The sequence below is a fragment of the Pseudoalteromonas sp. D15MCD-2 genome (assembly GCF_038562745.1).
Classification (GTDB): domain Bacteria; phylum Pseudomonadota; class Gammaproteobacteria; order Enterobacterales; family Alteromonadaceae; genus Pseudoalteromonas.
Genome location: NZ_JBCFQE010000001.1, coordinates 737,951 through 762,852, shown reverse-complemented (window position 1 = coordinate 762,852; position 24,902 = coordinate 737,951). Strand labels below are relative to the sequence as shown.

Below are 24,902 nucleotides of genomic sequence, written 5' to 3'. Positions count from 1 at the left end.
TGGTTTTATTAGTGCGCGTGTGCTGCGCTCGAACCTTTAGGGTTACGGATACCTTCAACCATTTCTTGGATTTCAACTGGTGTTTCAGCCGTTAGTTTAAGTACGATAGCTGCAACCACAAAGTTAACAATCATACCAATCAGACCAATACCCTCAGGTGAAATACCAAATAACCAGTTTGCAGGTGCATTCAATTCAGGGCTTACGAACTTGAAGTAGATAATATAAGCCGCTGTGAATGTAATACCTGTCACCATACCCGCAATCGCACCTTCTTTATTCATCTTCTTAGAGAAGATACCCATGATGATAGCTGGGAAGAAGCTCGCCGCTGCTAAGCCGAAGGCGAAGGCAACAACCGAAGCCACGAACCCTGGCGGGTTAATACCAAAGTAAGCTGAAATCACAATCGCTATCATCGCAGCTAAGCGCGCTGCAAGTAGCTCTTGTTTGTCACTTATATCTGGTTTTAAGGTGCGTTTTAATAAGTCATGCGATACCGAGGTCGAGATCACCAATAGTAAGCCTGCTGTTGTTGATAGCGCTGCTGCGATACCACCTGCTGCTACTAATGCAATCACCCATGCTGGTAAGTCTGCAATCTCAGGGTTTGCAAGTACCATGATGTCGCGGTCAACTTTAACTTCGTTTGCGCTGTTTGGATCATCAATCTTACCTGCTGAGTAGAACATTTTACCGTCACCATTTTTATCGTTAAAGGTGATTAGGCCTGTTCTTTCCCAGTTCTTAACCCATGCTGGTGCCTCTGCGTACTCTGTACCGCTACCGTCTTTACCGTTAATTGTATCAATCATGTTTACACGAGCGAATGACGCTACAGCAGGTGCTGTTGTATAAACGATTGCAATGAAAACAAGTGTCCATGCAGCTGAGATACGCGTGTCTTTAACACGTGGAACAGTGAAGAAACGAACGATTACGTGCGGTAAACCTGCAGTACCAACCATTAACGCGCCTGTGATTGCGAATACATCAATCATGCTTTTCGAGCCTTCGGTATACTGCGCAAAGCCAAGCTCGGTACTGAGCCCATCTAGTTTATCAAGTACAAACTGTCCTGAGCCATCGCTAAGGGTTGCACCGAAACCGGTTTGTGGGAAGAAGTGACCTGTCATCATCATTGAAATGAAGATTGCTGGAACAAGGTAAGCAAATACTAGTACACAGTACTGAGCTACTTGCGTATATGTAATCCCCTTCATACCGCCTAATACAGCGTAGAAGAATACAATCACCATACCAATGTAAACACCGGTCTCAATATCTACTTCTAAGAAGCGAGAGAAAACCACACCTACACCACGCATTTGACCTGCGATATATGTGAAACAGATAAAAATAGCACATAAAATTGCAACAACACGTGCAGCTTGTGAGTAATAACGGTCACCGATGAAATCAGGTACCGTGAACTTACCAAACTTACGTAGGTAAGGAGCTAAACAAAGTGCAAGTAGTACATAACCACCTGTCCAACCCATTAGATATACACCACCGTCATAGCCCGCAAACGAGATAATACCCGCCATTGAGATAAACGATGCCGCACTCATCCAGTCAGCAGCGGTTGCCATACCATTTGCTAGCGGCGGTACACCGCCCCCTGCAACATAGAATTCATTTGTTGACCCAGCACGAGCCCAGATTGCGATGCCGATATAAAGCGCAAAGCTTAAACCGACGATAATAAACGTGAGTGTTTGAACATCCATTGCTTAGCTCCTATTCGTCTACGCCGTATTTTTTATCTAACGTATTCATTTTGAAAACGTAAACAAAAATCAAAGCAACAAAGGTATAAATAGCGCCTTGCTGGGAGAACCAGAAGCCGAGTTTAAACCCAAAAAAACGTATCTCGTTAAGTACGTCTACCAGTAAAATGCCGAAGCCAAATGACACGACAAACCAAATTGCTAATAATTTAAATAGCAGTGCGAGGTTTTCCGCCCAATAAGCTTTTGCTTGTTCTTCATCTTTAAAAGCCATTTTTTATCCCCTTATGCATTACAAGAAAGTAATGAGTGGTATTAGTTGTCATTAACTAAGTTAGCAAGGGTTCTGATTTATGGAATTGAGACCATAGTCGTAACAGCTAGTTTACGTTTACGTAAACTGCAAAACACCATTTGTTAACGAATGGTAAAAAACAATATTTAACAACAACTTAACCTACAAAGATAAATTTACGAAATAACGAAAATAGTAAAAACGAATGATCTGCGACATTAGTCTAATAAAGATACATAAAACAGTACTATTTATTAATTTCCAATAACTTGCATTTTATTAATTATTATTGCAAAAAATCTTGCCATCGAAATCGCGCATAATTCTGGTAAGGTAGTGTTATTACAATAATTACTGAATTTAAACATGACAGCTGCGCTTTTATTTGTTGCACTCGCCTATATTGGCGTGTTGTTTTGGTTGGCAAATTGGGGAGACAAAACCACTCCTCTTGCTAAAAGAATTAGTCACCACCCATTTGTTTATTCTTTTTCATTAGGGATTTACTGTACGTCTTGGACTTACTACGGTTCAGTTGGTACAGCAGCCACCAGCAGTTGGAATTACTTACCTATTTTAATTGGCCCTGCGTTGCTTTTTTTCTTTGGCCAAGGGTTTTTACGTAAATTAGTACTGGTCAGTAAAAAACAAAATATTACGACCATCGCCGACTTTATTTCTGCTCGCTATGGTAAACGGCAGACCACCGCCATTATGGTGACAATTATCGCTTTATTGGCGACGATTCCGTATATCGCACTGCAATTAAAAGCACTGAGTAGCAGCTTCTTACTACTGCAAAACGACGATCGTATTTCGGGCTCTATGCTCGCCCTTTCGGCAACACTCATTATGGCGATGTTTGCGATATTCTTTGGTACTCGTAAAGTCGATGTAACCGAATATCGCTCAGGGCTAATGCTCGCTGTCGCCTTTGAATCTATGATTAAGTTACTAGCTTTGGTGGCCGTAGCGGGGCTTGCTTTATACACATTATTTAATTTAACTACGGTGCAAACCGAGCAGCTAACGGGCTCTATTTGGAAGCACTGGCAGAACTTCGACTTTTTTAGCTTTAACTTTATCGGCCAGTCATTAATGGCGGCAGCGGCGATTATCTGTTTACCAAGGCAATTCCACGTGACTGTGGTCGATAACCAAGATAAACGCCACCTTTATACTGCCCGCTGGGCATTCCCCCTGTATTTGTTACTAACTGCAGCAATGATTTTCCCTATTGCAACGGCAGCGATTCACCCAGGCATTGGCAGTGACTTCTCACCAGATAGTTTTGTATTAGCCCTACCGCTGATGCACGAAAACGCCTTTTTAACGACCTTTGTATTTATCGGGGGTCTATCAGCGGCCACGGCAATGATTGTTGTAGCCACACTCACGCTCAGTACCATGATTTCAAATGATGTAGTGTTGCCGCTAATGCTGCGTCGTAAGTTTAAACGTAACCTCATCACTAGCAGCTATAAGTCGCAAATCCTGTTAGTGAGACGCTTCACAATTGCTGGCATTTTGATTTTGTCGTATTTCTACCAGCAATGGTTTGGCCATGGTAAAGCGCTGGCTAGCATGGGTTTAGTGGCCTTTTCTTTGGTATCGCAATTACTTCCTGCGATTGTGGGTGGCCTATATTGGCGAAAAGGCCATGCTTATGGGGTTTATGCCGGATTATTAGCAGGCTTTATTTGCTGGGTCTTATTCTTAATGCTGCCTATTTTAGATGCGGGCAATACCTTAAACGCAGAGCTACAACAAACACTTATTACTCGTGGCACCTTAATCGCCTTATTTGCCAATATTGGCTGTTACATAAGTTTTTCGCTCGGTGCAGATGAGCGTTTAATTGATAAAATTCAAGCAGCTGCTTTTGTTAATCCAAAAGAGCAAGCGGTATTCGCCAGACGTTTAAATAAAAACGTAAAAGCCACTGTTTACGACTTTAAAGTACTGCTACAAACCTTCTTAGGTGTGCAGCGCTCGCAGCAAGTGCTGGCTCATTTTGCGTTATCGAATAACTTAGATGACAACAACGCGCATCCTGAGCCTGAGTTTATCGCTTATTGTGAACGAGCCTTAACCGGTGTGCTTGGTGCCTCTTCAGCACAAGCGCTGATCCACACGGTTGCCTCAGGTAAACGCATGGCCTTTGAAGAAGTCGTTAACTTTTTTGATGAAACCACACAAGCCCTGCAATTTAATCAAAACTTATTATTTACCTCTCTCGAAAACCTCAGCCATGGTATTTCGGTTGTTGATAAAGAGCTTAATTTAGTGGCATGGAATAAGCGCTACGCAGAGATGTTTGCCTACCCAGATGACTTTCTCGAAGTAGGCCAACCAATTGAAGATGTGCTTAGATACAATGCCGAGCGCGGTGAATGTGGCCCCGGTGAAGTTGAACGCCATGTAGAAAAGCGCGTGCAGCATCTTAAAAACGGCACGCCCCATCACTTTATTCGTCACCGCCGTAATGGCCAAGTGTTCGAAATGATTGGTAACCCACTGCCTGATGGCGGCTTTGTAACAAGTTTCTCTGATATTACCACGCATATCGAAACGCAAAATGCGCTTGAAGAAGTAAACATGGATCTTGAAAACCGCATTGAAGCGCGTACTCAAGAAATCCGTACTATCAATAAAGATTTACAAGCACAAATCGATAGCCGAGTACAAACTGAGCAAGCACTTACTTTAGCTAAAAAAGAGGCTGAACAAGCCAATGACAGTAAAACACGATTTTTAGCCTTGGCTAGCCACGATATTTTACAGCCGCTGAATGCAGCGCGCCTATACCTTGCAGCCATTGATGATAAAACCCTTTCGAGCAACAACTTAAATAACTTTGAAAAGCTGGGTGCAAGTTTAGATTCAACGGTGCATTTGATGTCGGCGCTGTTAGAAATTGCCAAGCTTGAGCAAGGGGCAATGACCCCTACTCCGCGCCACTTTAGTATTGATGACATACTTGCCCCGCTGAAAAATGAATACGCCATTATGTCGAGCGAAAAAGGCTTAAAACTGACGGTTCGTTCAAAAGGAATTATTGTTCACAGTGATATCACTTACTTACGACGAATTATTCAAAACTTGGTGTCAAATGCGGTTAAATACACCGATAGTGGCCGAGTTTTAATTGCTTGTCGCAAACGCAAACACCATTTACGAATTGAAGTATGGGACACAGGCCCCGGCATTACAGAAGTAGAGCAAGCGAAAATCTTCAATGACTTTTACCGTATTGAAGCCGGTGATAACAAAGGGGTTGGCCTTGGCTTAGGAGTTGTAAAACGAATGGCCGACTTACTCTCTTTACGTTTAGATGTCAGTTCAACGCCTGGCAAAGGTAGCCGCTTTAGTATTGAAGTACCTTATGGTGAAAGCCAATTTATTCAACAAAAAGATACGCCTAAAAAAGGGGTTGAGAACCGCAGTGCGATGAACATTATTGCAGTGGATGATGACCCTGAAAACCTTAATGCCATGGCAAGCCTACTGCAAAAGTGGCAGGCAAATTATCAGCTCTTTGATCAAGTTGAAACCGTGATGGCCTATGCCAAAGAGCACCGAGCGCCCGATGTTATCTTAATGGATTACCAGTTGGGTCATGATTGCGATGGCATAACCCTTATTAAAACCCTAAGAGAAATTTGGCAAAGCCCAGTGCCTGCCATTTTAATCACAGCGGTGCGTGATGAAGCCCTTAAACAGCAAACCAAAGAAGAGCAAATTCATTACCTTAGTAAACCCGTTAAGCCCGCAAAACTCAAAGCACTGCTTAACCACAGTACTTAACAATAGTGCTTAACCAACGTTTTTAACAACACCGATTTAAGGCAAAGCAGTAGGCTTTGCCTTAAATTTTTGGAACAACCAACTAAGCGCAACTAACGATAAGCCTAAGCCGATAAACGAAATAGCCCGCAACAACCCGGTTAAGTTTGCCATATCAATCAAGAACACTTTTAACACCACTAGCGCCAATAAGCCAAGGCCGAGCTTTTGTAATACCGTAATGGTTCTTAACTGCCCCACCACAACCACCAAGGCACCGATAACAAGCCAAACTAAAGAATAACTGTAAAGCTCGGCATCTGAAGTTGGCAAAGCAATATTTATAAACTCGCCTTGCCAGTTATGGCGAATTTCCGCATTGATATATAAAACACTCATCACACCTGCAAGTGCTGTAAACAGCTTTTGTAAATAGTGCTGAGATTTAGTCAGTTGGCTTGCCCAAATTGCAATACAGGCGGGGACTAACCAAAGTAATAGTAACCAGTTAATAATCGGCCAACTGCCTATATTTATCGGCTCAAAAAACGGATTTACAGCAGTAAAGCTTTTCAGTATTAGTAAGCCACTCAGTGTTAATAACGCAAAACCTGCTACTTGATAGAGTTTTGCCAATTGCGCAGTAAAGCGTGAACGCAGTAAATAAACACAACCTAATATACCCCAGTTACAGGTTAATAAAATATGCTCATACACAGACAAGCTCTCAAAGTCTGGGTAGTGCCCCACCAACTGATAGCTCGTCTCTGTGGTAATAAATAAAGCAATGCAATGAAGCGTTGCACCTTCTAGCCACACCCGAACAGATTGCTGCTGCCAGTGCCTCGCTGCAAAGTAAAATAAGCAAGCGCATACTGGGTATACAACCAAACTCCAGTGCACACCGAGCAGCAACGCATCACTGCAATCAGTTGACCAAGGTGCAAAGCTTAACCTAACTAGTAAAGAGCCAACTAAGCCCTTAAGCGGCCAAGTAGGTATGCTGAGTGACTGTTTATTGACATAAAAACTGATCAACAACACTTGCGCAGCAAGCGCTAAGGTCAAGCTGCTTCCTTCAAGGAGCATGGTTAACGCTAAGCTAATATTGGCATTACCGCCAAGCCAGTAACTAAATACCCGCATCGGATTAGTGCTATTGACTGATAACTTAAATAACCAAGCAGACAGAGCCAATAATACAAAGCACCAAACCGGATACGCCGTCATCAAGGCATGATCGGGAGTGATAACATATAAGCAACTAATAATCACAAAACTTGAAAGTGAAGCGAGTAAAGCAAAACCTAAGCGTTTAGGGTATTTACGACCAAACAAAAACCCATAACCCGCGAACAAAGCAATAAAAAACAGCCCTGCTCCGTAATTTTGCCGAAATACAAAAAGCTGCTCAGAGTAATCAACAGCATTGTGTTGCCCTGTAAGCAAACACACCACACTCAACACAGCTAGCATCAGCCAGTGATCCCATGCACTGTTTTTTAATACCAAAAGAAGCAGTAAAGCCACTAACGACAACATACTAAGCTGCCAAGTAAGCAGTTGGTTACTGCTCATGAGTAAAAGATAAAGTGGCACGACAACAGCTATCAACAGAGGGTTGTCGGGCAGTTGCTTAAGTAGTGTTTTAAAGCGATGTGGACGGTATTCTATTTGTTTAATACTCAGCCCTAGGCGTGGAATCGCAATTAACAATACGATGCTAAATAGAGCATAAAGATTAATAAACCAATGCAGATTTTTAGCTGCACCCATTGCAACTAAGTAATACCAGCCTAAGTGACCTGCCCATAACAGATACCACAACCAATGCCGTTTTACGTAATGCGCGACTAGCGAAGCCGATACACTGACAAACGCAACATAGGTTAGCAGTGCTATAAAGTCATTACTCCCGTTATTGACCCAAACCGGCACGCTGTAGGCACCAATAATACCAATGACCGCAAGCACAGGACCAAAACGCAGTGCCATCCAGCTTGCTGCTACAGAAACTAAGGTTAAAATGCTAAATGCCGGTAAAGCTTGCAGTAAGCCATAATGGCTATAGGCCAGCAAGGTCAATGCAAAACAACTAATAAAACCACCACTTGCCAGCGCTGCGGGAATATAGTTGCTAAACCCATCAAAAATAATACCTTTGCGATGTAAGACCTCAGCCGCGACAATTAAGCTCAAACCAAAAATAGCGCCAAGCGTAAGTCGCATGGTTTCGGATAATAAGCCTGCCTCCAGTGAATAGCGGGCTAAAAAGATACCGCCAAAGGCAAGTGCAACCGCTCCTACCCAAGTTAGCCAATTAGCTTTGACTTGTGTAACGAGTTGGCTTACTAGCGGATTTAAAGTCGCAGGCTTGGGTTTTGTTTGCTCTGGCTTTTTAGGGATAGCCTCAATCGGCTTACTAATGACTACAGGCTCTGGTTCAAATTTTGAAGTGTCAGTCAGATCGTCGTTTGAATTATCAAACTGATTTGCAGTATTTGCTTGTGGATTATGACTATATGTCGCGTTAAGTTTGACTCGAAGAGCAGCTACTTCTCGCTTTAAACTGGAGAGTTGAAAAAAGGCAAAAATACCCGCAATGGAGCCACCTACAACAACTAGTGCTAGTAATATTAGTAACGCAATACCGCCATCCATATCCTCTCCTTGTGTACGCTTTAAACAAAAAGCAAAAGCCTTAATTGTTTATACAATAAACACTTAGCAAGAGTAAATAAACAACGATATTGCGTTTTAGCCGGTTAAGACTGTTCAGTCACCGTACGCTCTAAGGTCATTTTAAAACCTGAGTCTGTGGTTTCATCGTGTTCAATCACTAAGATATAGTTACCTTCTTCGGTAAAATCCATATCGCTTTGTTGTAATAGCACAATCTGTTGACCATTGTCTTCATAGACCACATAGGTTGTATAAACTTCGTTATCAACCACCTGTTCTTGCTGGTCGTATTGATCTAACCCTTCAACAACATTGCTGGTATCTTCAACCGTTTCACCATTGAGGGTGAAGTACACATCAACTTCGTCAATCTCTTGCCCTGCATAGCTATCAATTAAGTTAACCACAGTAACTGCGTGGCTGTAGCTGCTTGGAGTTAGGTTTTCTTCAATGGTCATCATACGAGGCCCGTAATCTTTGTCATTGTAGAAAAGACCAACCGCACTTTGCTCACGCTCTAATGTCATTAAGAAGTTATCGACAATTGTGTCTCCCGCTTCGTCTAACATAGCGACGCTATAACTATTTGGTGACATGCTCATGTATTCAGAGTAACTATCGTTGCTAACAACTTCGGTGTTGGTCGCCGTTGTGCCTCGGGTTACTTTAAACTGGGTTTGCGTGTAATCATCGATGGTATTGATAAAACGCAACTGACCTTGCGCGTCTTGGTGGTTTAGTTGTGTTACTGAGCTACTAGCCGTCACAACATCAAGCGTAATGCCATCTTCTTCTGTTGCATAACTTGGGCGGATCATCGCCATGTACGTTGCTTCATCATTAAAGTACACGGTTGGTGATTCAAAAATCACATCAGTGCTGCCGCTAGCGGTAATATAAATAGTGTAATAACCTTCCTCAAGCGTCGCTAATTCTGGCTCAACGAGGTATTGCGAAGTCATTAATAACTCAGCGGTATCAAATAAACCGTCGTCAGTGGCAACGTATACATCGTAAAGGTTATCTTCGCCAACGATATTAAAAAAGCCAACATTGAATTCATCTTCATCGCTTGACGTCGGCACACTGAGCTCAGTAAAAATTGGTTCAGCAAAATCACCGTTCATTACTAGCAACTGAGTTTGATCATTTTTAATTTTGATGGTTTCTTCGTCGATGGTGATATAACTATCGTTGGCATCAACATATTCAAAACTGAGATCATACTCCCCCGAACTGTAGTTATGACGAGTTGATACATCACCAAAATCTGCCCCCGAACGTTCAGTGTCATCAACAAATAAACGCGTGTATGGACTATTGTAAGAGCCATTGTACAGTTGCACATAGCCACTGTTGCTACTGCTACTGTCATCGCTTGAACAGGCAGCCAGTACCGAAAGCAAACTTGAGGCAACAATTGTTTTAAGCAGAGTGCTTTTCATGGAATTTTTTCCTTATTGTTTGTAATACCCCATTCTGACTCGAATAATGCGAAAAAATTCTATGTTTTACAAACTATTACCTTCACTTACAGTTACTTACGATAAGGTTAAAAAGTGTAGAAAATGATGTAGAAAAGCACTTAATTAATCATAATTATGGACATAAAATCACATTTATAGTGAAAGCAGCTTACTTTTACACGAAAAGTAAATAATGATTACATTTTAGACGCTTATGCAATCAAATCAGATAAATTATTAGATATTTAAATTTGCGCTATGCAGCACAAAAAAATTAGCAAATAATGGTGTTCACACAAACGGGATTAGAATGAGGACTATGAACACGATTTTAACCACACAATGCGATGATGATGTTGGTCTAATTGCCAAGATCACCGGCCTTTGTCATCAGCATAATTTAAATATTACACGTAATAACGAATTTGTAGATAAAGACGCTAAACGCTTTTTTATGCGTACAGAGTTAAGCGGCGTTATTTCAGATGACTTTTTACCAAGTCTTGCTGAGCTACTTCCTGATGGCGCAGAGCTTGCCCTGCACAGCAGCGAAAAAACCAAAGTGGTATTGCTTGCTACCAAAGAAGCGCACTGTTTAGGTGGTGTATTACTAAAGCAATTCGAAAAAGCCTTAAACATCGAAGTACTGGCTGTGATTGCCAACTACGCCGACTTAGCGCCACTGGCTGCAGGCTTTGGTGTACCATTTCATGTGGTATCGCACGAAGGCTTAAGCCGTGCGGAGCATGATCAACAAGTCGGTGATTTAATAGCCAGCTATCAGCCTGACATTATTGGCCTTGCTAAATATATGCGTATTTTAAGCCCTGAATTTGTGGCGCGCTTTGAAGGTAAGATTATTAATATTCACCATTCATTTTTGCCAGCCTTTATTGGCGCAAAGCCTTACCATCAGGCATTTGAGCGCGGTGTAAAAATTATTGGCGCGACCGCTCATTTTGTTAATAATGAGCTTGATGAAGGGCCGATTATTTTACAAGATGTGACGCATGTCAGTCATGCGGATACCGCAGAGATGATGGCAAAAATGGGTAAAGATGTAGAGAAAACAGTGTTCTGCAAAGCGTTGCAGCTCGCATCTGAACATAAACTGTTTATCAATGGTAATCGAACCGTGGTGTTCGCTTAAGCAATAAAATGAAGAGGCTGAATGGCCTCTTTATTGTTTTTATTATCTTTTGTTATGCCGACTCAATGGGCTCTAATTGTAACTTAGAGGCAATTAATACCGCTTGAGTACGATTATACACACCTAGCTTTCTAAAAATTGCTGTAATGTGTGCTTTAACGGTTGCTTCGGAAATATGTAACTCGTAAGCAATCTGTTTGTTTAACAAGCCTTCGTGTAAGTATTGCAACACCTTGTATTGCTGCGGCGTTAGTGAAGCCACTTGCGCAGCAATTTCTTTGTCTTCGCCATCTACGGCAGCCACTTTATCTTTAAGCTCAAGTGGAAGCCAAACATCGCCTTCAAGTATGTGGTTGATTGCCAGCGCAATATCATCTGATGAAGATGATTTTGGAATAAATCCCATCGCACCATAACCCATTACTTTAGAAACTACATTGATGTCTTCGCTGCCAGAAACAACAGCTATTGGTAAGCTTGGATAGTCTTCGCGAATGCGAATAAGGCCGTATAAATCGCCATTGCCTGGCATGTGAAGGTCTAGTAGTAAGATATCAAGATCTTCTTGCTCGCTCAGCACCTGCAAAGTGGTATCAAAGTTTTCCGATTCAAACACTTCTAAATCAGCGAACTTAGCACTCAATGCCCCTTTCAGCGCTTCACGAAATAACGGATGATCGTCCGCTATTAAAAACTGACTCATGGTTCACTCCTAATAAATTCGGCTGACACCTATTTCTAAGTGACAGCCGATATACTACGTTTAGAATCAACTTCTAATCAAGTTTTTAACGCGATTTTAACGATTTAATCGGTTTTCGATTAGCTCATCAACAACGCTCGGATCGGCTAGTGTAGAAGTATCTCCAAGCTGTTGGTGCTCATTTGCCGCAATTTTACGTAAAATTCGACGCATGATCTTACCAGAACGAGTTTTCGGTAAACCTGGAGACCATTGGATCATATCTGGTGATGCAATTGGGCTTAACTCTTTACGAACCCAGTTACGTACCTCTTTTGTTAGTTCAGCGCTCACTACAACACCCTCATTTGGAGTGATGTAAACATAGATGCCCTGACCTTTAATATCATGTGGGTAACCCACTACAGCCGCTTCTGCCACTGCTTCGTGAGCAACCAATGCGCTCTCGATTTCTGCAGTACCTAGGCGGTGACCTGACACGTTTAGTACGTCATCCACACGGCCTGTGATCCAGTAGTAGCCATCTTCATCACGACGACAACCATCACCTGTGAAGTACACACCAGGGTATGCTGAGAAATAAGTTTGTTCAAAGCGCTCATGGTCACCATAAACTGTACGAGCTTGTGATGGCCAGCTATCTAAAATAACAAGGTTACCGTCAACCGCGCCTTCTAGTGTATTACCTTCAGCATCAAATAGTGCTGGTGCAATACCAAAGAATGGACGTGTTGCTGAGCCTGGCTTCATATCTGTTGCTCCTGGTAATGGTGTGATCATGATGCCGCCAGTCTCAGTTTGCCACCAGGTATCTACGATTGGGCAGTTTTCGTTACCAATATGCTCGTAATACCATGCCCACGCTTCTGGGTTAATTGGCTCACCTACAGAACCCATAACACGAAGACTTTTACGAGTTGAAGTCGCTGTTGGCTCATCGCCTTTCGCCATTAGAGCACGAATAGCAGTTGGTGCTGTGTAAAGGATAGTCACGTTGTGCTTATCAATTACTTCACCCATACGGCCCGCTGTTGGGTAGGTTGGTACACCTTCAAATACGACTTGCGTGCAGCCATTCACTAATGGGCCATAAGCAATGTAGCTGTGACCAGTGATCCAGCCCACATCGGCACTACACCAGAAAATATCGTCTTCTTTAAGATCAAACACATATTCATGTGTCATCGATGCATAAACAAGGTAACCACCGGTAGTATGAACCACCCCTTTTGGTTGACCGGTTGAGCCTGAAGTATAAAGAATGAAAAGTGGATCTTCTGCATTCATTGGTTCAGGTTCACACTCAGCTGGTAAGTCAGCGACAAGCTCATGCCACCAAACATCATGACTATTCCACTCAACTTCACCACCCGTTAGCTGATGAACAATAACGTGCTCAACGGTGGTTACAGAGTCTTGTGATACCGCTTCATCAACATTTGCTTTAAGTGGTACGCAGTTGCCAGCACGGCGACCTTCGTCTGAAGTAATTACCACTTTAGCGCCTGAGTCATTAATTCGGTCAGCAATCGCTGATGGAGAGAAACCACCAAATACTACAGAGTGAATAGCACCAATACGCGCACACGCTTGCATAGCGTAAATAGCCTGCGGTGTCATTGGCATATAAATAGCAACACGGTCACCTTTTGATACGCCTAATTTTTTAAGGCCGTTGGCTAGCTTAGCTACTTCGTCGTGAAGCTGTTGGTAGCTAATATTTTCGTTGTGTTCAGGGTTGTCGCCTTCCCAAATAAGGGCTGTTTTATCGGCTTTAGTGGCAAGGTGGCGGTCAATACAGTTGTAAGATGCGTTAAGTTGGCCGTCTTCATACCAGCGAATGCTGATGTGGCCTTTGTCGAATGAGGTGTTCTTTACTTTGTTATAAGGAGTTGACCAATCAAGGCGTTTACCGTGCTCTCGCCAAAATCCTTCAGGGTCATCAATAGATTGCTTGTACAGTGTATTATATTTATCGTTATCAACTAGTGCTGCATTCTTGATATGCGCTGGTACTGGATAGATACTTTCTGACATTGTTGTCGTCTCCATTTTAATTACTTGCCTACGGCCTGCTTCAAGGATCACTCAGCAAAGCCCCTGAAAGTATTAGACCTTAGTTGTATATCTTGTCATTTAACAAAAAACTTTAAAATTGCCTTCTATAATCTAGTCCAATGTTAGGTTGGATGCGATTTAACTACCCATTCCACCTTAGTCTAATAGACCAATAGATAATTGAGAGAAGTCATTTCTTAAACAACAGTGATACAACAACATTAATGCAATCAACAAGTAGCTTCGACAGGAATACACATTATGACAACAACAAAAGTAACCGCATTAAAAACACTCACAGCCTCAGCTGTTTTATGTGCACTTGCAGGTACCGCTAACGCCGCAACCATTGGTAACACAGACGTTTCTTATGGTGGCTATGTAAAACTTGATGCTATGTGGAGTGATTACTCTGCAGGCGTACCAGCTGGCGGCAGCATTGGCCGTGACTTCTATGTACCGGGTACAACACCGGTAGGCGCAGACAGCGACAGCGATGCAGTATTTGACATGCATGCCCGCCAATCTCGCTTTAACCTAGGTACAGCAACAAAATTAGACGACGGTAAAACCATCAAAACTAAAATTGAAATAGACTTTATTGCTTCAGCGCCAGGCGGTAACGAACGCGTTAGTAACTCTTACGCGCCTCGTATTCGTCAAGCATTTGTGACTTATGATGGTTGGTTATTTGGTCAAGCTTGGTCAAACTTTCAAAACGTAGGCGCATTACCTGAAACACTCGATTTCGTTGGTCCTGCAGAAGGTACTGTGTTCGTACGTCAAGCACAGGCACGTTACACTACGGGTAATTGGTCATTCTCTATCGAAAACCCAGAGAGCACAGTCACTGTTGGCGGCGCACGTGTAGCCACTGATGATGCATCAATGCCTGACTTTACAGCACGTTACGCACATAAAGCTGACTGGGGTGAATTAGTATTTACCGGTCTTGCTCGCCAGTTAACTTATAAACAAAATGGCATTGATGCAGATACATCATCGTTCGGTATCAGTGCATCTGGTAAAGTAAATTTTGGCCAAAACAACCTTAAATTTATGCTAACTCAAGGCTCAGGTTTAGGCCGTTATGTTGGTTTAAATGTGGCTCATGGTGCGGTGCTTGACGGTGATGATTTAGATGCAATTGATTCAACATCAGGTTTTATTGCCTACCAACAACACTGGAACAGCCAATGGCGCTCAACTTTCCTTTATTCATTCTTCTCAGCAGATAACAACACAGATTTACTTGCTGTGACTGGCGATCCTACAGAAATGAGCCAAAGCTATAGTGCCAACCTTTTATATTCGCCTGTTAAAAAGCTTACCTTTGGTGTTGAGTTTAAACATGCCGAGCGTGAGTTAGAAAGCGGTGCTGACGGCGATATGGACCGTCTACAGTTCTCTGCAAAATACGTGTTTTAAAATTTAAACTTATTTTACTTCCTGAAGCGGCTTCGGCCGCTTTTTTTATATCTCCTTTTTATATTTCTGTGCCCTTTAAACTTTTTGCAAACAATCATTCACCAAAACACAAATGCTAATTGCAAATTATTTTCATTTAGATTAAATTACGCATTAATTTCACTATTCATTGAACTAATTGGAACTTTGCATGTCATCAACAAAATTTTTGCGCTTATCTCAATTAAGCCTTGTGACCTCAGCACTTTTAAGTGGCCACGCTTTTGCAGAACAACAAAAAGAAGTACAAGCAATTGAAAAAATTGCCGTGTATGGCCAGCATCATAAAAACTACATCACTGAAGAAGCACAGTCGGCAACCAAATTAGGGCTAACAATTAAAGAAACACCACAGTCAATCTCTGTTGTTTCACGTGCGTTAATGGATGACTTCTCACTCGATAATCTAAACGCTGTACTTGAAAGTACACCGGGCGTCACTGTTGAGCAAATCGAAACTGACCGTACTTATTTTAAAGCTCGTGGTTTTGAGATCACCAACTTCCAAGTTAATGGCATGGGTATGCCGCAAGACAACGGTTCAATCCAAGGTACTCTAGATACTTCTATTTTCGATAGTGTTGAAATTGTACGTGGTGCCAATGGTTTAATGACAGGTGCTGGTAACCCATCAGCAACAGTCAACATGGTTCTAAAGCGCCCTACTTATCAAACGCAAGTAAATGCGTCTGTATCGTATGGTTCTTGGGACAATAAGCGTTTAGAGCTTGACGCTTCAACTGCTATCAACGAAAACCACGCTGTACGTGCGGTATTCACCAAGCACAAAACTGAGTCATACCTTGACCGTTACGAGCAAGATAAAACAATTTATTACCTAGCCTACGAAGGCCAGCTAACTGACAGCACAGTAGTAACTGCAAACTATGTAAATCAAAAGAAAGATGCTGATAGCCCACTGTGGGGTGCCTTACCGCTTTATTACAGCGATGGTTCAGCAACAAACTTTGACGCTTCAACTAGCACAGCGTCTGATTGGTCATACTGGAATAACACAACTGAGCAGCTGTTCTTATCAATTGAGCAAGCAATCACCAATACTTGGTTCTTAAAAGCAAGCTACGCGCACTTAGAAAATGAGCAAGATTCTGAGCTTTTCTATGTTTACGGCACACCAGACAGAGAAACAGGTCTTGGCCTAACTGGTTATGCCAGTGAATATGACCACAAAGATAAGCACGACATTTTAGATATCTACGCAACAGGTAAATTTGATTTATTTGGTATGGAACATGATCTGTCGTTTGGTGTAAACCAAGCAGATATGGATAACAAAGATAAATCATTGTATGACTACACTACAGGCAATGGTTTCCCTGCAATGCCTGAGCTAGGTGGTTGGGACGGTGTTGCGCCAGTACCAACACTTACTGATGGTTTAACAGGTGCTGATATCACTAGCCGTCAACGCTCTGCATATATTTCAACACGCATCCGTGCAACTGACGCATTCAGCATTTTAGCAGGTGTGAGCCAAGTAAATTGGGAAACTGAAGGTGCCTCTTACGGCGTTGCAAAAGACAAAGATAGCGACCAAACTGTGCCTTACTTCGGTGCTGTGTATGATATCAACGAAAGCTTCTCAACTTACGCAAGCTACACAGAAACCTTCGTACCGCAAACAGAGCGTGACATCAATGGTGATTACTTAGATCCAATCACAGGTAAAAGCAGTGAAATTGGTGTGAAAGCTCAGCTACTTGATGACGATTTATTTGTAACTCTTGCCTACTTTGATGCTAAACAAGTTGGCCTTGCCGTTGCTATCCCTGATTCATTACCTGACGACACTCGCTACTATGGCGCAGATGGTATTAACAGCGACGGTATTGAAGTAGAGCTTAGTGGTCAAATCAACGAAACACTAAGTGCAAGCTTCAGCTACAGTAATCTAAACATTGATGGTGATGAGTTAGTAAAAGACTACACACCTGAAAACCAGTTCAAACTTGCTGTAACTCATAAAGTGCCTGAGATTGATGGTTTAACCTTTGGCCTAAACTATCGTTGGCAAGACGATACAAAGCGCGTACAAGTGCGTGATGCGGCAACAAATGCTGCACTTATTACCACAACGCAAGATGCGTACGGCCTATTAAACCTAATGGCAACATATGATATTAACGACAATATGAGTGTTAACTTAAACGTTAATAACGTGACCAACGAAAAGTACATCCACAGTCTTTTCTGGGCTCAAGGTTATTACGGCGCACCGCGTAACTACTCAGTGTCTTTCAACTGGCAGCTGTAAGCTTTGAGCTAGAAGCTGTAAGTTTTAAGCTTTAAGTACATGAAAAGCCGCATCATATGCGGCTTTTTCATGAAAGAGTTGCAAGAGTAAAGTTAGCGAGAGTAAAGCGTTTTGAAGCGGTGCAAACCGCCGTTACAGGAGCAGGCAGTAGTTTGTAGCAGCGATTTTATATCGCGCTTAATCACTACATTGTTGGTGGTATTCAATGGTTTCGTTTCGCTTTTAGCTGTCAGAACACTCGATAATGCCTGTAACTTTCCCCTTGCTAACTTTACTCTTTCTAACTTTACTCTTTCTAACTTTACTCTTTCTAACTTTACTCTTTCTAACTTTACTCTTTCTAACTTTACTCTTTCTAACTTTACTCTTTCTAACTTTACTCTTTCTAACTTTACTCTTTCTAACTTTCCCCTTTCTAACTTTCACCCATAAAAAACCGCTAACTGTGTAGCGGTCTTTTTTGTGTTAAGTGCGGGTCAAATCACGCTTAACTGTACTCTTTTGCGATGTTTATAGCTCGTCTTCAGCTAATAGGCCTGCATCTTCACCATCTTCTGGTTGTTCAGTTGCCTGAAGTAATAGCATCTCACGTAACTTACCTTCGATCTCATCTGCGATCTCTGGGTTGTCTTTTAAGAACTTAATTGAGTTTGCTTTACCTTGACCAACTTTGCTGCCATTGTAGCTGTACCAAGCACCTGACTTTTCAACAATCTTATGCTTAACACCTAGGTCAATTAACTCGCCTTGTTTCGAAATACCTTCGCCATACATGATGATGAACTCAGCTTGTTTAAACGGCGGAGCAACCTTGTTCTTAACAACTTTAACGCGAGTTTCGTTACCAACAACCTCGTCGCCTTCTTTCACAGAACCAATACGACGAATATCGATACGTACTGAAGAGTAGAATTTAAGTGCGTTACCACCTGTTGTTGTTTCAGGATTACCAAACATAACACCAATTTTCATACGGATTTGGTTGATGAAAATACAAAGTGTGTTTGAACGCTTGATGTTACCTGTAAGCTTACGTAAAGCTTGTGACATTAAGCGAGCTTGTAGACCCATGTGTGAGTCACCCATGTCACCTTCGATTTCAGCTTTAGGTGTTAAAGCTGCTACCGAGTCAACAATCACAACATCAACTGCACTTGAACGAACTAACATGTCACAGATTTCTAATGCTTGCTCACCAGTATCTGGTTGAGAAACAAGTAAGTCATCAATGTTTACACCCAATTTTTGTGCGTATACAGGATCTAGAGCGTGCTCAGCATCTACGAATGCGCAAGTTTTACCTTGCTTTTGAGCTTCAGCGATAACTTGTAAAGTAAGCGTTGTTTTACCTGATGATTCAGGACCATACACTTCAACAATACGACCCGTAGGTAAACCACCAATACCTAGTGCGATATCGATACCTAGTGAACCAGTTGAAATTGCTTCAATATCTAGGGCTTTATTGTCGCCCAGTTTCATAATTGAGCCTTTACCAAATTGACGCTCAATTTGTGATAAAGCAGCGTCTAAGGCTTTTTGTTTGTTATCGTTCATTCTGTTCTCCAAATCCGGCTAATGCAGACAGTATACTGTATGAAATCACAGTATCAAGCTAATTTTCAGATTTTATCAATTCAATTATATTTTTGAATGAATAAACAATAGCTTGTAGTCTAACTTCAGCTCGATCGCCAGAGAAAACTTGCTGACTTGGGTAGTTTTGACCAGCAAAATGAATACAAAACCATACTAATCCCACAGGTTTATCCAGTGTTCCACCACCGGGGCCTGCTATCCCCGAAATAGCTATTGCGATATCTGCATTTGCTGCTTTTGCTGCCCCCGATGCCATTTCAACAACGGTTTGCTCACTCACCGCACCAAAGCTGTTTAAGGTTTGCTCGCTAACGCCAATGAGCTCATGTTTTGCTTGGTTACTATAAGTGACAAACGCTCGGTCAATATAATTAGAGCTGCCTGGGGTATCGGTTAGTGCATAACTCACTCCACCACCAGTGCATGACTCTGCGGTAGTGATCCATAAGCGTTTATCCGTTAAAATAGCTCCTAATTTCGCAGCAAGTGTTTTAATCTCTTGATGTAATTCCATATTCAGCCTTTGGGTAAATACATGTCGTTTGATCTTTATGCACCGCACACTATAAAACAACAAACCCCTATGATGCAGCAGTATCTAAAAATAAAAGCCGAGCATCGGGATATTTTATTGTTTTATCGTATGGGCGACTTTTACGAACTTTTCTTTGATGATGCCAAGCGTGCAGCGCAACTTCTTGATATTTCTCAAACCCATCGAGGTAAAGCCGGTGGCGACCCCATTCCAATGGCGGGCGTACCCTATCACGCAGTCGAAAACTATTTAGCTCGCCTTGTACAAATGGGTGAGTCAGTAGCTATTTGTGAACAAGTTGGTGACCCAGCGACTAGCAAAGGCCCTGTTGAGCGTAAAGTTGTACGTATTGTTACACCGGGCACAATTTCTGACGAAGCGTTATTACAAGAACGCCAAGACAATTTACTAACCAGTGTATGGCAAAATAAACAAGGCCTATATGGTATTGCTTACTTAGATATTAACTCTGGCCGATTCAATGTGTTAGAAGTTAATACCGATGAAGCATTTAGCTCAACATTACAGCGTTTAGCCCCTGCTGAGCTGCTTTACAGTGAAACATTTGCAAATGTGCACTTAATTGAGCATATCAAAGGCGCGCGTCGTCGCCCGGAATGGGAATTTGATCTAGATACTGCGCAGCATTTACTTTGCGACCAATTTGGCACCAAAGATTTAGTTGGTTTTGGAGTAGACAAAGCACACGCGGCTTTAGTGGCTGCAGGCTGCTTAATGCAATACGTAAAAGACACTCAGCGCATAGCCCTGCCGCATATTCGTGCAATCACCCTTGAGCAAAACGAACACGCGGTGATCTTAGATGCAGCAACTCGTAAAAACCTTGAACTAACGGTTAATTTATCGGGCGGTTACGAAAACACACTTGCACAAGTACTTGATAAAACAGCGACTGCGATGGGTTCACGCTTATTAAAGCGTCGTATTCATACCCCTGTGCGCAGCAAAACAGAGCTCAACTCTCGACTAAACGCAATTAGTGCAATTATCGATGCGCAATTATGTGGTGAGCTACAAGAGTCATTAAAGCAAATTGGCGACATTGAGCGTGTTATCGCCCGTTTAGCGCTTTGCACAGCACGCCCGCGTGATTTAACACGCCTACGTAGTGCACTGCAAGCTCTGGCACCATTACACGAGTTACTTTTGGACGCCAACGATCCGCGTATTAGCCAAATTATTGCAAAGTCACAGCAATTACCTGAGCTACAAGACTTACTAGAACGTGCTGTCATCGAAACCCCACCGGTGCTTATTCGTGATGGGGGTGTGATTGCCCCGGGTTATAACAGTGAGCTTGATGAATGGCGTGCCCTAAGCCAAGGTGCTACCGATATTCTCGAAAAGCTTGAAGAACGTGAGCGTGAACGCACTGGCATTAGCACCTTAAAAATAGGCTATAACAAGGTGCATGGCTTTTTTATTGAAGTAAGCCGTGCTAATTCACATTTAGTTCCTGCGGATTATATTCGCCGTCAAACGCTAAAAAATAATGAGCGTTATATTATTCCTGAGCTTAAAGAACACGAAGATAAAGTACTTGGTAGCCAGTCAAAAGCGCTAGCGCTTGAAAAACAGCTTTACGAGCAACTATTTGAGTTTATTGCTCCGCACATTGAGCAGTTACAAACAATGGCAGCTGTTTTAGCAGATTTAGATGTACTGAACAATTTAGCTGAACGTGCGCAAGCGCTCAATTATGCTAAGCCAACACTGTGCGATAACGATAATATCAGTATTAAACAGGGTCGCCACCCAGTGGTAGAACAGGTAATGAAAGACCCGTTTATAGCTAACCCTGTGGAGCTTAATAACGACCGTAAAATGCTCATTATCACAGGTCCAAATATGGGTGGTAAATCGACCTATATGCGCCAAACTGCACTTATTGTTCTAATGGCTCACATTGGTTGTTACGTTCCTGCTGATAGTGCAGAGATTGGTAATATTGACCGTATCTTTACACGTATTGGCGCAAGTGATGACCTAGCATCAGGACGCTCAACCTTCATGGTTGAAATGACCGAAACAGCAACAATTTTAAATAATGCCACAGCGCAATCACTAGTACTGATGGATGAAATAGGTCGCGGTACTTCGACCTATGATGGTTTATCACTTGCCTATGCAACGGCTGATTACTTAGCATCAAAAATTGCCGCTAAAACCTTATTTGCCACCCACTATTTTGAGCTAACCGAACTGGCCGAACAAAAAACGGGGCTGGTAAATGTGCACCTTGATGCCATTGAGCACAACGACACCATTGCCTTTATGCATACCGTGCTTGAAGGCGCAGCAAGCAAGAGCTTTGGCTTACAAGTTGCTGCCTTGGCTGGTGTACCAAAAGCGGTGATCCAACAAGCAAAACAAAAGCTTAAAATGCTTGAGAACCATCAACCTGTTACTGCCCCCATTGAGCAACAACAACAAACGTTAAGTTTTGATGATGAGCCTTCTGAGCTTGAATTAACCTTAAAACAGCTTGATCCAGACAGCTTAACGCCAAGACAAGCACACCAACTACTGTATCAATTAAAAGATTTACTGTAGTGCAATAAAAGAGGTATAAAAAAAGCTGACGTAATGTCAGCTTTTTTGTGTGTTCTAGACCCGAAGGCCTATGTATTGTTGTCAAATCAGGTGAATTGGTCGAATAGGCTATCTGTACTTAAACCTTCGTGTTGCAAAATGTCTTTTAAGCGACGTAATGCTTCCACTTGAATTTGTCTTACACGTTCACGTGTTAAGCCTATTTCACGACCAACATCTTCAAGGGTTGATGGCTCATAGCCTAGTAAACCAAAACGACGAGCAAGTACTTCACGCTGTTTCGGGTTTAACTCTCCAAGCCAATCAACAATGTGCTTGTTGATGTCATTATTTTGTACTTCGCCTTCTGGACCATAGTCTTTTTCATCGGCGATAATATCTAATAACGCTTTGTCATTTTCACCGCCGATAGGTGTATCCACCGAGGTGATTTTTTCGTTTAAACGCAGCATCTTAGTGACATCTTCAACCGGCTTATCTAAGCACTCTGCAATTTCTTCTGCGGTTGGTTCATGGTCAAGTTTCTGCGTTAATTCACGGGCTGTTCTTAAATAAACATTAAGCTCTTTAACCACGTGAATAGGTAAACGAATCGTACGTGTTTGGTTCATGATGGCACGTTCAATGGTTTGACGTATCCACCAAGTTGCATAAGTTGAAAAACGAAAACCACGTTCTGGGTCAAATTTCTCAACGGCTCTGATAAGGCCTAAATTACCTTCTTCAATAAGGTCTAGTAGCGCAAGGCCACGGTTGTTGTAGCGGCGGGCAATTTTCACCACTAAACGTAAATTACTTTCAATCATTCGCTTGCGAGAGGCTTCGCAGCCTTTCAGTGCTTTTCGAGCAAAATAAACTTCTTCTTCTGCGCTTAGCAGCGGAGAAAAACCAATCTCACCAAGATACAGCTGCGTAGCATCTAAATTCTTGGCAACTTCTTCTTTTGCAAAAATTTCATCTTCGTTGTCGACTTCTTCAAGTAATTCAGAAGACTCTTCTTCGACTACCGTGTCATCAAATTTATCGTCAATCGCGTCAGTTTTTTTCTCTAGTTTTGCTGTGTGACCCATAAGCGTCCTCCCGAGCAAATATGTGATTGAGCTAAATCACTTTATCAATACCCTAAATGGCTAAGGTAGATACTTAGCAGGATTGACTGCTTGACCCCGATAACGAATTTCAAATCTCAAAGCCGTAACCGAAGAGTCTGAACTGCCCATTTCTGCTATTTTCTGCCCTGCCTTTACTTCCTGTTTTTCCTTTACAAGCAACTTTGAATTGTGCGCGTAAGCGCTTAGGTAATCATCATTGTGTTTCAATATGATTAAATTACCGTATCCCCTCAATGCGTTGCCCGCGTATACCACAGTTCCATGTGCAGCAGCTAAAACAGAAGCCCCTTGTTTATTAGTGATCTGTAATCCTTTAAAGCCATTCTCTTTGTTAGAGAAGCGTTTTGTGACTTTACCTTTTGCAGGCCAGCCCCATACAACTTTAGCATTAGAATTACGCTTTTTTTCACTAATTATTTTGTTGGCTTGTTTCTGAACATACTCTCGTTGTTTTGGCTGATCAAGCCCTTTCTTTAATTTTTTGTTATTTTTTTGTATAGAAACAGTAGACTTTTTACTCGAATTCGTATACTTTTTCGTCTTTTTTGATTTTTGTGCCGATTTTGTGAGCGAAATACTCTGCCCAGGGAAGATCGTATAAGGTGCTGGAATATCGTTTATTTTTGCGAGCGTTCGAAAATCTTGCTGAGCGCTAAAAGCAATTGAATACAAAGTATCGCCCTTTTTGACTACATATTTTGAGCCAGAGATATTTACTTTGCGTGTGGCGGGTTTAACTTTATTATCTAAACTACTAACCGGTGCCGGTGCTTCGCGAGAAGTACAACCAAAGAGCAAAATACTAAGAAACAAAGTAACATAGACTGTTAACTGCCTGCTCATCGTAAAATGCTCCTTATCGTACTAGTTTAATGGTTTTACGGGTTATCGTAGTAAAAAGTACGCAACCACAACTAAAGCAACTAATCCCCAGCCAAGCGCTTCAACATATTGACGTAATTTTTGCTCCATTTTAACGCCGCCCCACTTCATTAAAGCCGACACTAAGAAGAAACGCGCGCCACGACCTATTGCCGAGGCAATTAAAAATGGCAAGAATGCCATTTGCATCAAACCTGCACCTATGGTGAAAACCTTATAAGGTATAGGAGAGAAGCCCGCTAAAAACACCACCCATACACCATAGTTTTCAAACCAACTTAGCGCTGTGTCAAATTTAGCTTGCCAACCCATTTGCGCAATCAGCGGTTCAACTACCGGTTCGAATAACCAAAAGCCAAGTAAATAACCTAAAATACCACCAATCACTGAAGCAATAGTCGTAAAGCTGGCAAAGCGCCATGCTTTATCTGGCTGAGCAAGCGACATAGGGGCTAGCATGACATCCGGTGGCACCGGAAAAAAAACAGATTCAGCAAAACTCATCCCTGCTAAATAACGCTCCGCATGACGGTGTTTAGCCCATACCAGCGCCATATCATATAACTTAGTAAACAACTTCAAAGT

The 24,902-nt window shown here is 42.2% G+C and carries 16 protein-coding genes; 5 read left to right on the top strand and 11 right to left on the bottom strand.

Translation table 11 applies throughout. The annotated features are described in order from the left end of the window. Positions 1–8 precede the first annotated feature (8 nt). The gene (locus AADY36_RS03465) at positions 9–1,733 is read right to left on the bottom strand and encodes a sodium:solute symporter family protein (protein WP_054560886.1); all 1,725 of its coding nucleotides are present in this window, start codon (positions 1,731–1,733) and stop codon (positions 9–11) included. 10 nt (positions 1,734–1,743) lie between these two features. Then, complete coding sequence (locus tag AADY36_RS03460; RefSeq protein ID WP_054551160.1) at positions 1,744–2,007, bottom strand: DUF4212 domain-containing protein; 264 nt, start codon at positions 2,005–2,007, stop codon at positions 1,744–1,746. Positions 2,008–2,394: 387 nt separating this feature from the next. Between AADY36_RS03460 and AADY36_RS03455 the strand changes: the two genes are divergently transcribed. Beyond that, the gene (locus AADY36_RS03455; RefSeq protein WP_342408499.1) at positions 2,395–5,835 is read left to right on the top strand and encodes a PAS domain-containing hybrid sensor histidine kinase/response regulator; all 3,441 of its coding nucleotides are present in this window, start codon (positions 2,395–2,397) and stop codon (positions 5,833–5,835) included. Positions 5,836–5,871: 36 nt separating this feature from the next. Here the strand turns inward: AADY36_RS03455 and AADY36_RS03450 are convergent, their stop codons facing one another. Together AADY36_RS03450 and AADY36_RS03445 are read right to left on the bottom strand one after the other, a co-directional pair. Further along, a complete protein-coding gene (locus tag AADY36_RS03450) occupies positions 5,872–8,475 on the bottom strand; it encodes a DUF2339 domain-containing protein (RefSeq protein ID WP_342408498.1) in 2,604 nt (867 codons plus the stop codon). Between the two features lie 104 nt (positions 8,476–8,579). Beyond that, entirely contained in the window at positions 8,580–9,941 is a 1,362-nt protein-coding gene (locus AADY36_RS03445) for a hypothetical protein (protein ID WP_058585763.1), read from the bottom strand. Between the two features lie 340 nt (positions 9,942–10,281). On the opposite strand from AADY36_RS03445, the gene purU reads away from it, so the two are divergent. Continuing rightward, positions 10,282–11,112, top strand: coding sequence for a formyltetrahydrofolate deformylase (purU, locus tag AADY36_RS03440; RefSeq protein ID WP_055021009.1), 831 nt, complete (start codon positions 10,282–10,284; stop codon positions 11,110–11,112). A gap of 52 nt (positions 11,113–11,164) precedes the next feature. On the opposite strand, the gene AADY36_RS03435 is transcribed toward purU, so the two are convergent. Both AADY36_RS03435 and acs read right to left on the bottom strand, forming a co-directional pair. After that, positions 11,165–11,815, bottom strand: coding sequence for a response regulator transcription factor (locus tag AADY36_RS03435; RefSeq protein WP_054551155.1), 651 nt, complete (start codon positions 11,813–11,815; stop codon positions 11,165–11,167). Between the two features lie 96 nt (positions 11,816–11,911). Further along, positions 11,912–13,852 (bottom strand): acetate--CoA ligase, encoded by a 1,941-nt coding sequence (acs, locus tag AADY36_RS03430; RefSeq protein ID WP_342408497.1) that lies wholly within the window; start codon positions 13,850–13,852, stop codon positions 11,912–11,914. A gap of 282 nt (positions 13,853–14,134) precedes the next feature. Between acs and AADY36_RS03425 the strand changes: the two genes are divergently transcribed. Both AADY36_RS03425 and AADY36_RS03420 read left to right on the top strand, forming a co-directional pair. After that, positions 14,135–15,301, top strand: a complete 1,167-nt coding sequence (locus tag AADY36_RS03425) for a DcaP family trimeric outer membrane transporter (protein ID WP_055021011.1) — start codon at positions 14,135–14,137, stop codon at positions 15,299–15,301. 190 nt (positions 15,302–15,491) lie between these two features. Beyond that, complete coding sequence (locus AADY36_RS03420) at positions 15,492–17,615, top strand: TonB-dependent siderophore receptor (RefSeq protein ID WP_342408496.1); 2,124 nt, start codon at positions 15,492–15,494, stop codon at positions 17,613–17,615. A 510-nt stretch (positions 17,616–18,125) separates the two neighbouring features. On the opposite strand, the gene recA is transcribed toward AADY36_RS03420, so the two are convergent. Then, on the bottom strand, positions 18,126–19,172 hold the full coding sequence (gene recA / locus AADY36_RS03415) for a recombinase RecA (RefSeq protein WP_054560894.1): 1,047 nt from the start codon (positions 19,170–19,172) through the stop codon (positions 18,126–18,128). A 58-nt stretch (positions 19,173–19,230) separates the two neighbouring features. Continuing rightward, positions 19,231–19,728 carry a nicotinamide-nucleotide amidohydrolase family protein gene (locus AADY36_RS03410; protein ID WP_342408495.1) on the bottom strand — a complete coding sequence of 166 codons (498 nt, stop codon included), beginning with the start codon at positions 19,726–19,728 and terminating at the stop codon, positions 19,231–19,233. 21 nt (positions 19,729–19,749) lie between these two features. Here AADY36_RS03410 and mutS point away from each other — a divergent pair, with 21 nt between their 5' ends. Continuing rightward, positions 19,750–22,323: a DNA mismatch repair protein MutS gene (mutS, locus tag AADY36_RS03405; RefSeq protein ID WP_055021014.1), complete on the top strand. Its 2,574-nt coding sequence runs from the start codon at positions 19,750–19,752 to the stop codon at positions 22,321–22,323. An 86-nt stretch (positions 22,324–22,409) separates the two neighbouring features. Here mutS and rpoS read toward each other — a convergent pair whose 3' ends face one another. Genes rpoS through AADY36_RS03390 form a run of 3 tightly spaced genes read right to left on the bottom strand, consistent with a single transcriptional unit; the run spans position 22,410 to position 24,899 of the window. Next, entirely contained in the window at positions 22,410–23,393 is a 984-nt protein-coding gene (gene rpoS / locus AADY36_RS03400; RefSeq protein WP_054551147.1) for an RNA polymerase sigma factor RpoS, read from the bottom strand. 60 nt (positions 23,394–23,453) lie between these two features. Next, positions 23,454–24,278 (bottom strand): peptidoglycan DD-metalloendopeptidase family protein, encoded by an 825-nt coding sequence (locus tag AADY36_RS03395; RefSeq protein ID WP_055021015.1) that lies wholly within the window; start codon positions 24,276–24,278, stop codon positions 23,454–23,456. Between the two features lie 42 nt (positions 24,279–24,320). Beyond that, positions 24,321–24,899 (bottom strand): YqaA family protein, encoded by a 579-nt coding sequence (locus AADY36_RS03390; RefSeq protein WP_342408494.1) that lies wholly within the window; start codon positions 24,897–24,899, stop codon positions 24,321–24,323. Between the last annotated feature and the right edge of the window lie 3 nt (positions 24,900–24,902).

Bases quoted from the DNA above. Each gene is read 5' to 3' on its own strand.
- AADY36_RS03465 (WP_054560886.1), bottom strand. From the start codon at position 1,733: ATGGATGTTCAAACACTCACGTTTATTATCGTCGGTTTAAGCTTTGCG.
- AADY36_RS03460 (WP_054551160.1), bottom strand. From the start codon at position 2,007: ATGGCTTTTAAAGATGAAGAACAAGCAAAAGCTTATTGGGCGGAAAAC.
- AADY36_RS03455 (WP_342408499.1), top strand. From the start codon at position 2,395: ATGACAGCTGCGCTTTTATTTGTTGCACTCGCCTATATTGGCGTGTTG.
- AADY36_RS03450 (WP_342408498.1), bottom strand. From the start codon at position 8,475: ATGGATGGCGGTATTGCGTTACTAATATTACTAGCACTAGTTGTTGTA.
- AADY36_RS03445 (WP_058585763.1), bottom strand. From the start codon at position 9,941: ATGAAAAGCACTCTGCTTAAAACAATTGTTGCCTCAAGTTTGCTTTCG.
- purU (WP_055021009.1), top strand. From the start codon at position 10,282: ATGAACACGATTTTAACCACACAATGCGATGATGATGTTGGTCTAATT.
- AADY36_RS03435 (WP_054551155.1), bottom strand. From the start codon at position 11,815: ATGAGTCAGTTTTTAATAGCGGACGATCATCCGTTATTTCGTGAAGCG.
- acs (WP_342408497.1), bottom strand. From the start codon at position 13,852: ATGTCAGAAAGTATCTATCCAGTACCAGCGCATATCAAGAATGCAGCA.
- AADY36_RS03425 (WP_055021011.1), top strand. From the start codon at position 14,135: ATGACAACAACAAAAGTAACCGCATTAAAAACACTCACAGCCTCAGCT.
- AADY36_RS03420 (WP_342408496.1), top strand. From the start codon at position 15,492: ATGTCATCAACAAAATTTTTGCGCTTATCTCAATTAAGCCTTGTGACC.
- recA (WP_054560894.1), bottom strand. From the start codon at position 19,172: ATGAACGATAACAAACAAAAAGCCTTAGACGCTGCTTTATCACAAATT.
- AADY36_RS03410 (WP_342408495.1), bottom strand. From the start codon at position 19,728: ATGGAATTACATCAAGAGATTAAAACACTTGCTGCGAAATTAGGAGCT.
- mutS (WP_055021014.1), top strand. From the start codon at position 19,750: ATGTCGTTTGATCTTTATGCACCGCACACTATAAAACAACAAACCCCT.
- rpoS (WP_054551147.1), bottom strand. From the start codon at position 23,393: ATGGGTCACACAGCAAAACTAGAGAAAAAAACTGACGCGATTGACGAT.
- AADY36_RS03395 (WP_055021015.1), bottom strand. From the start codon at position 24,278: ATGAGCAGGCAGTTAACAGTCTATGTTACTTTGTTTCTTAGTATTTTG.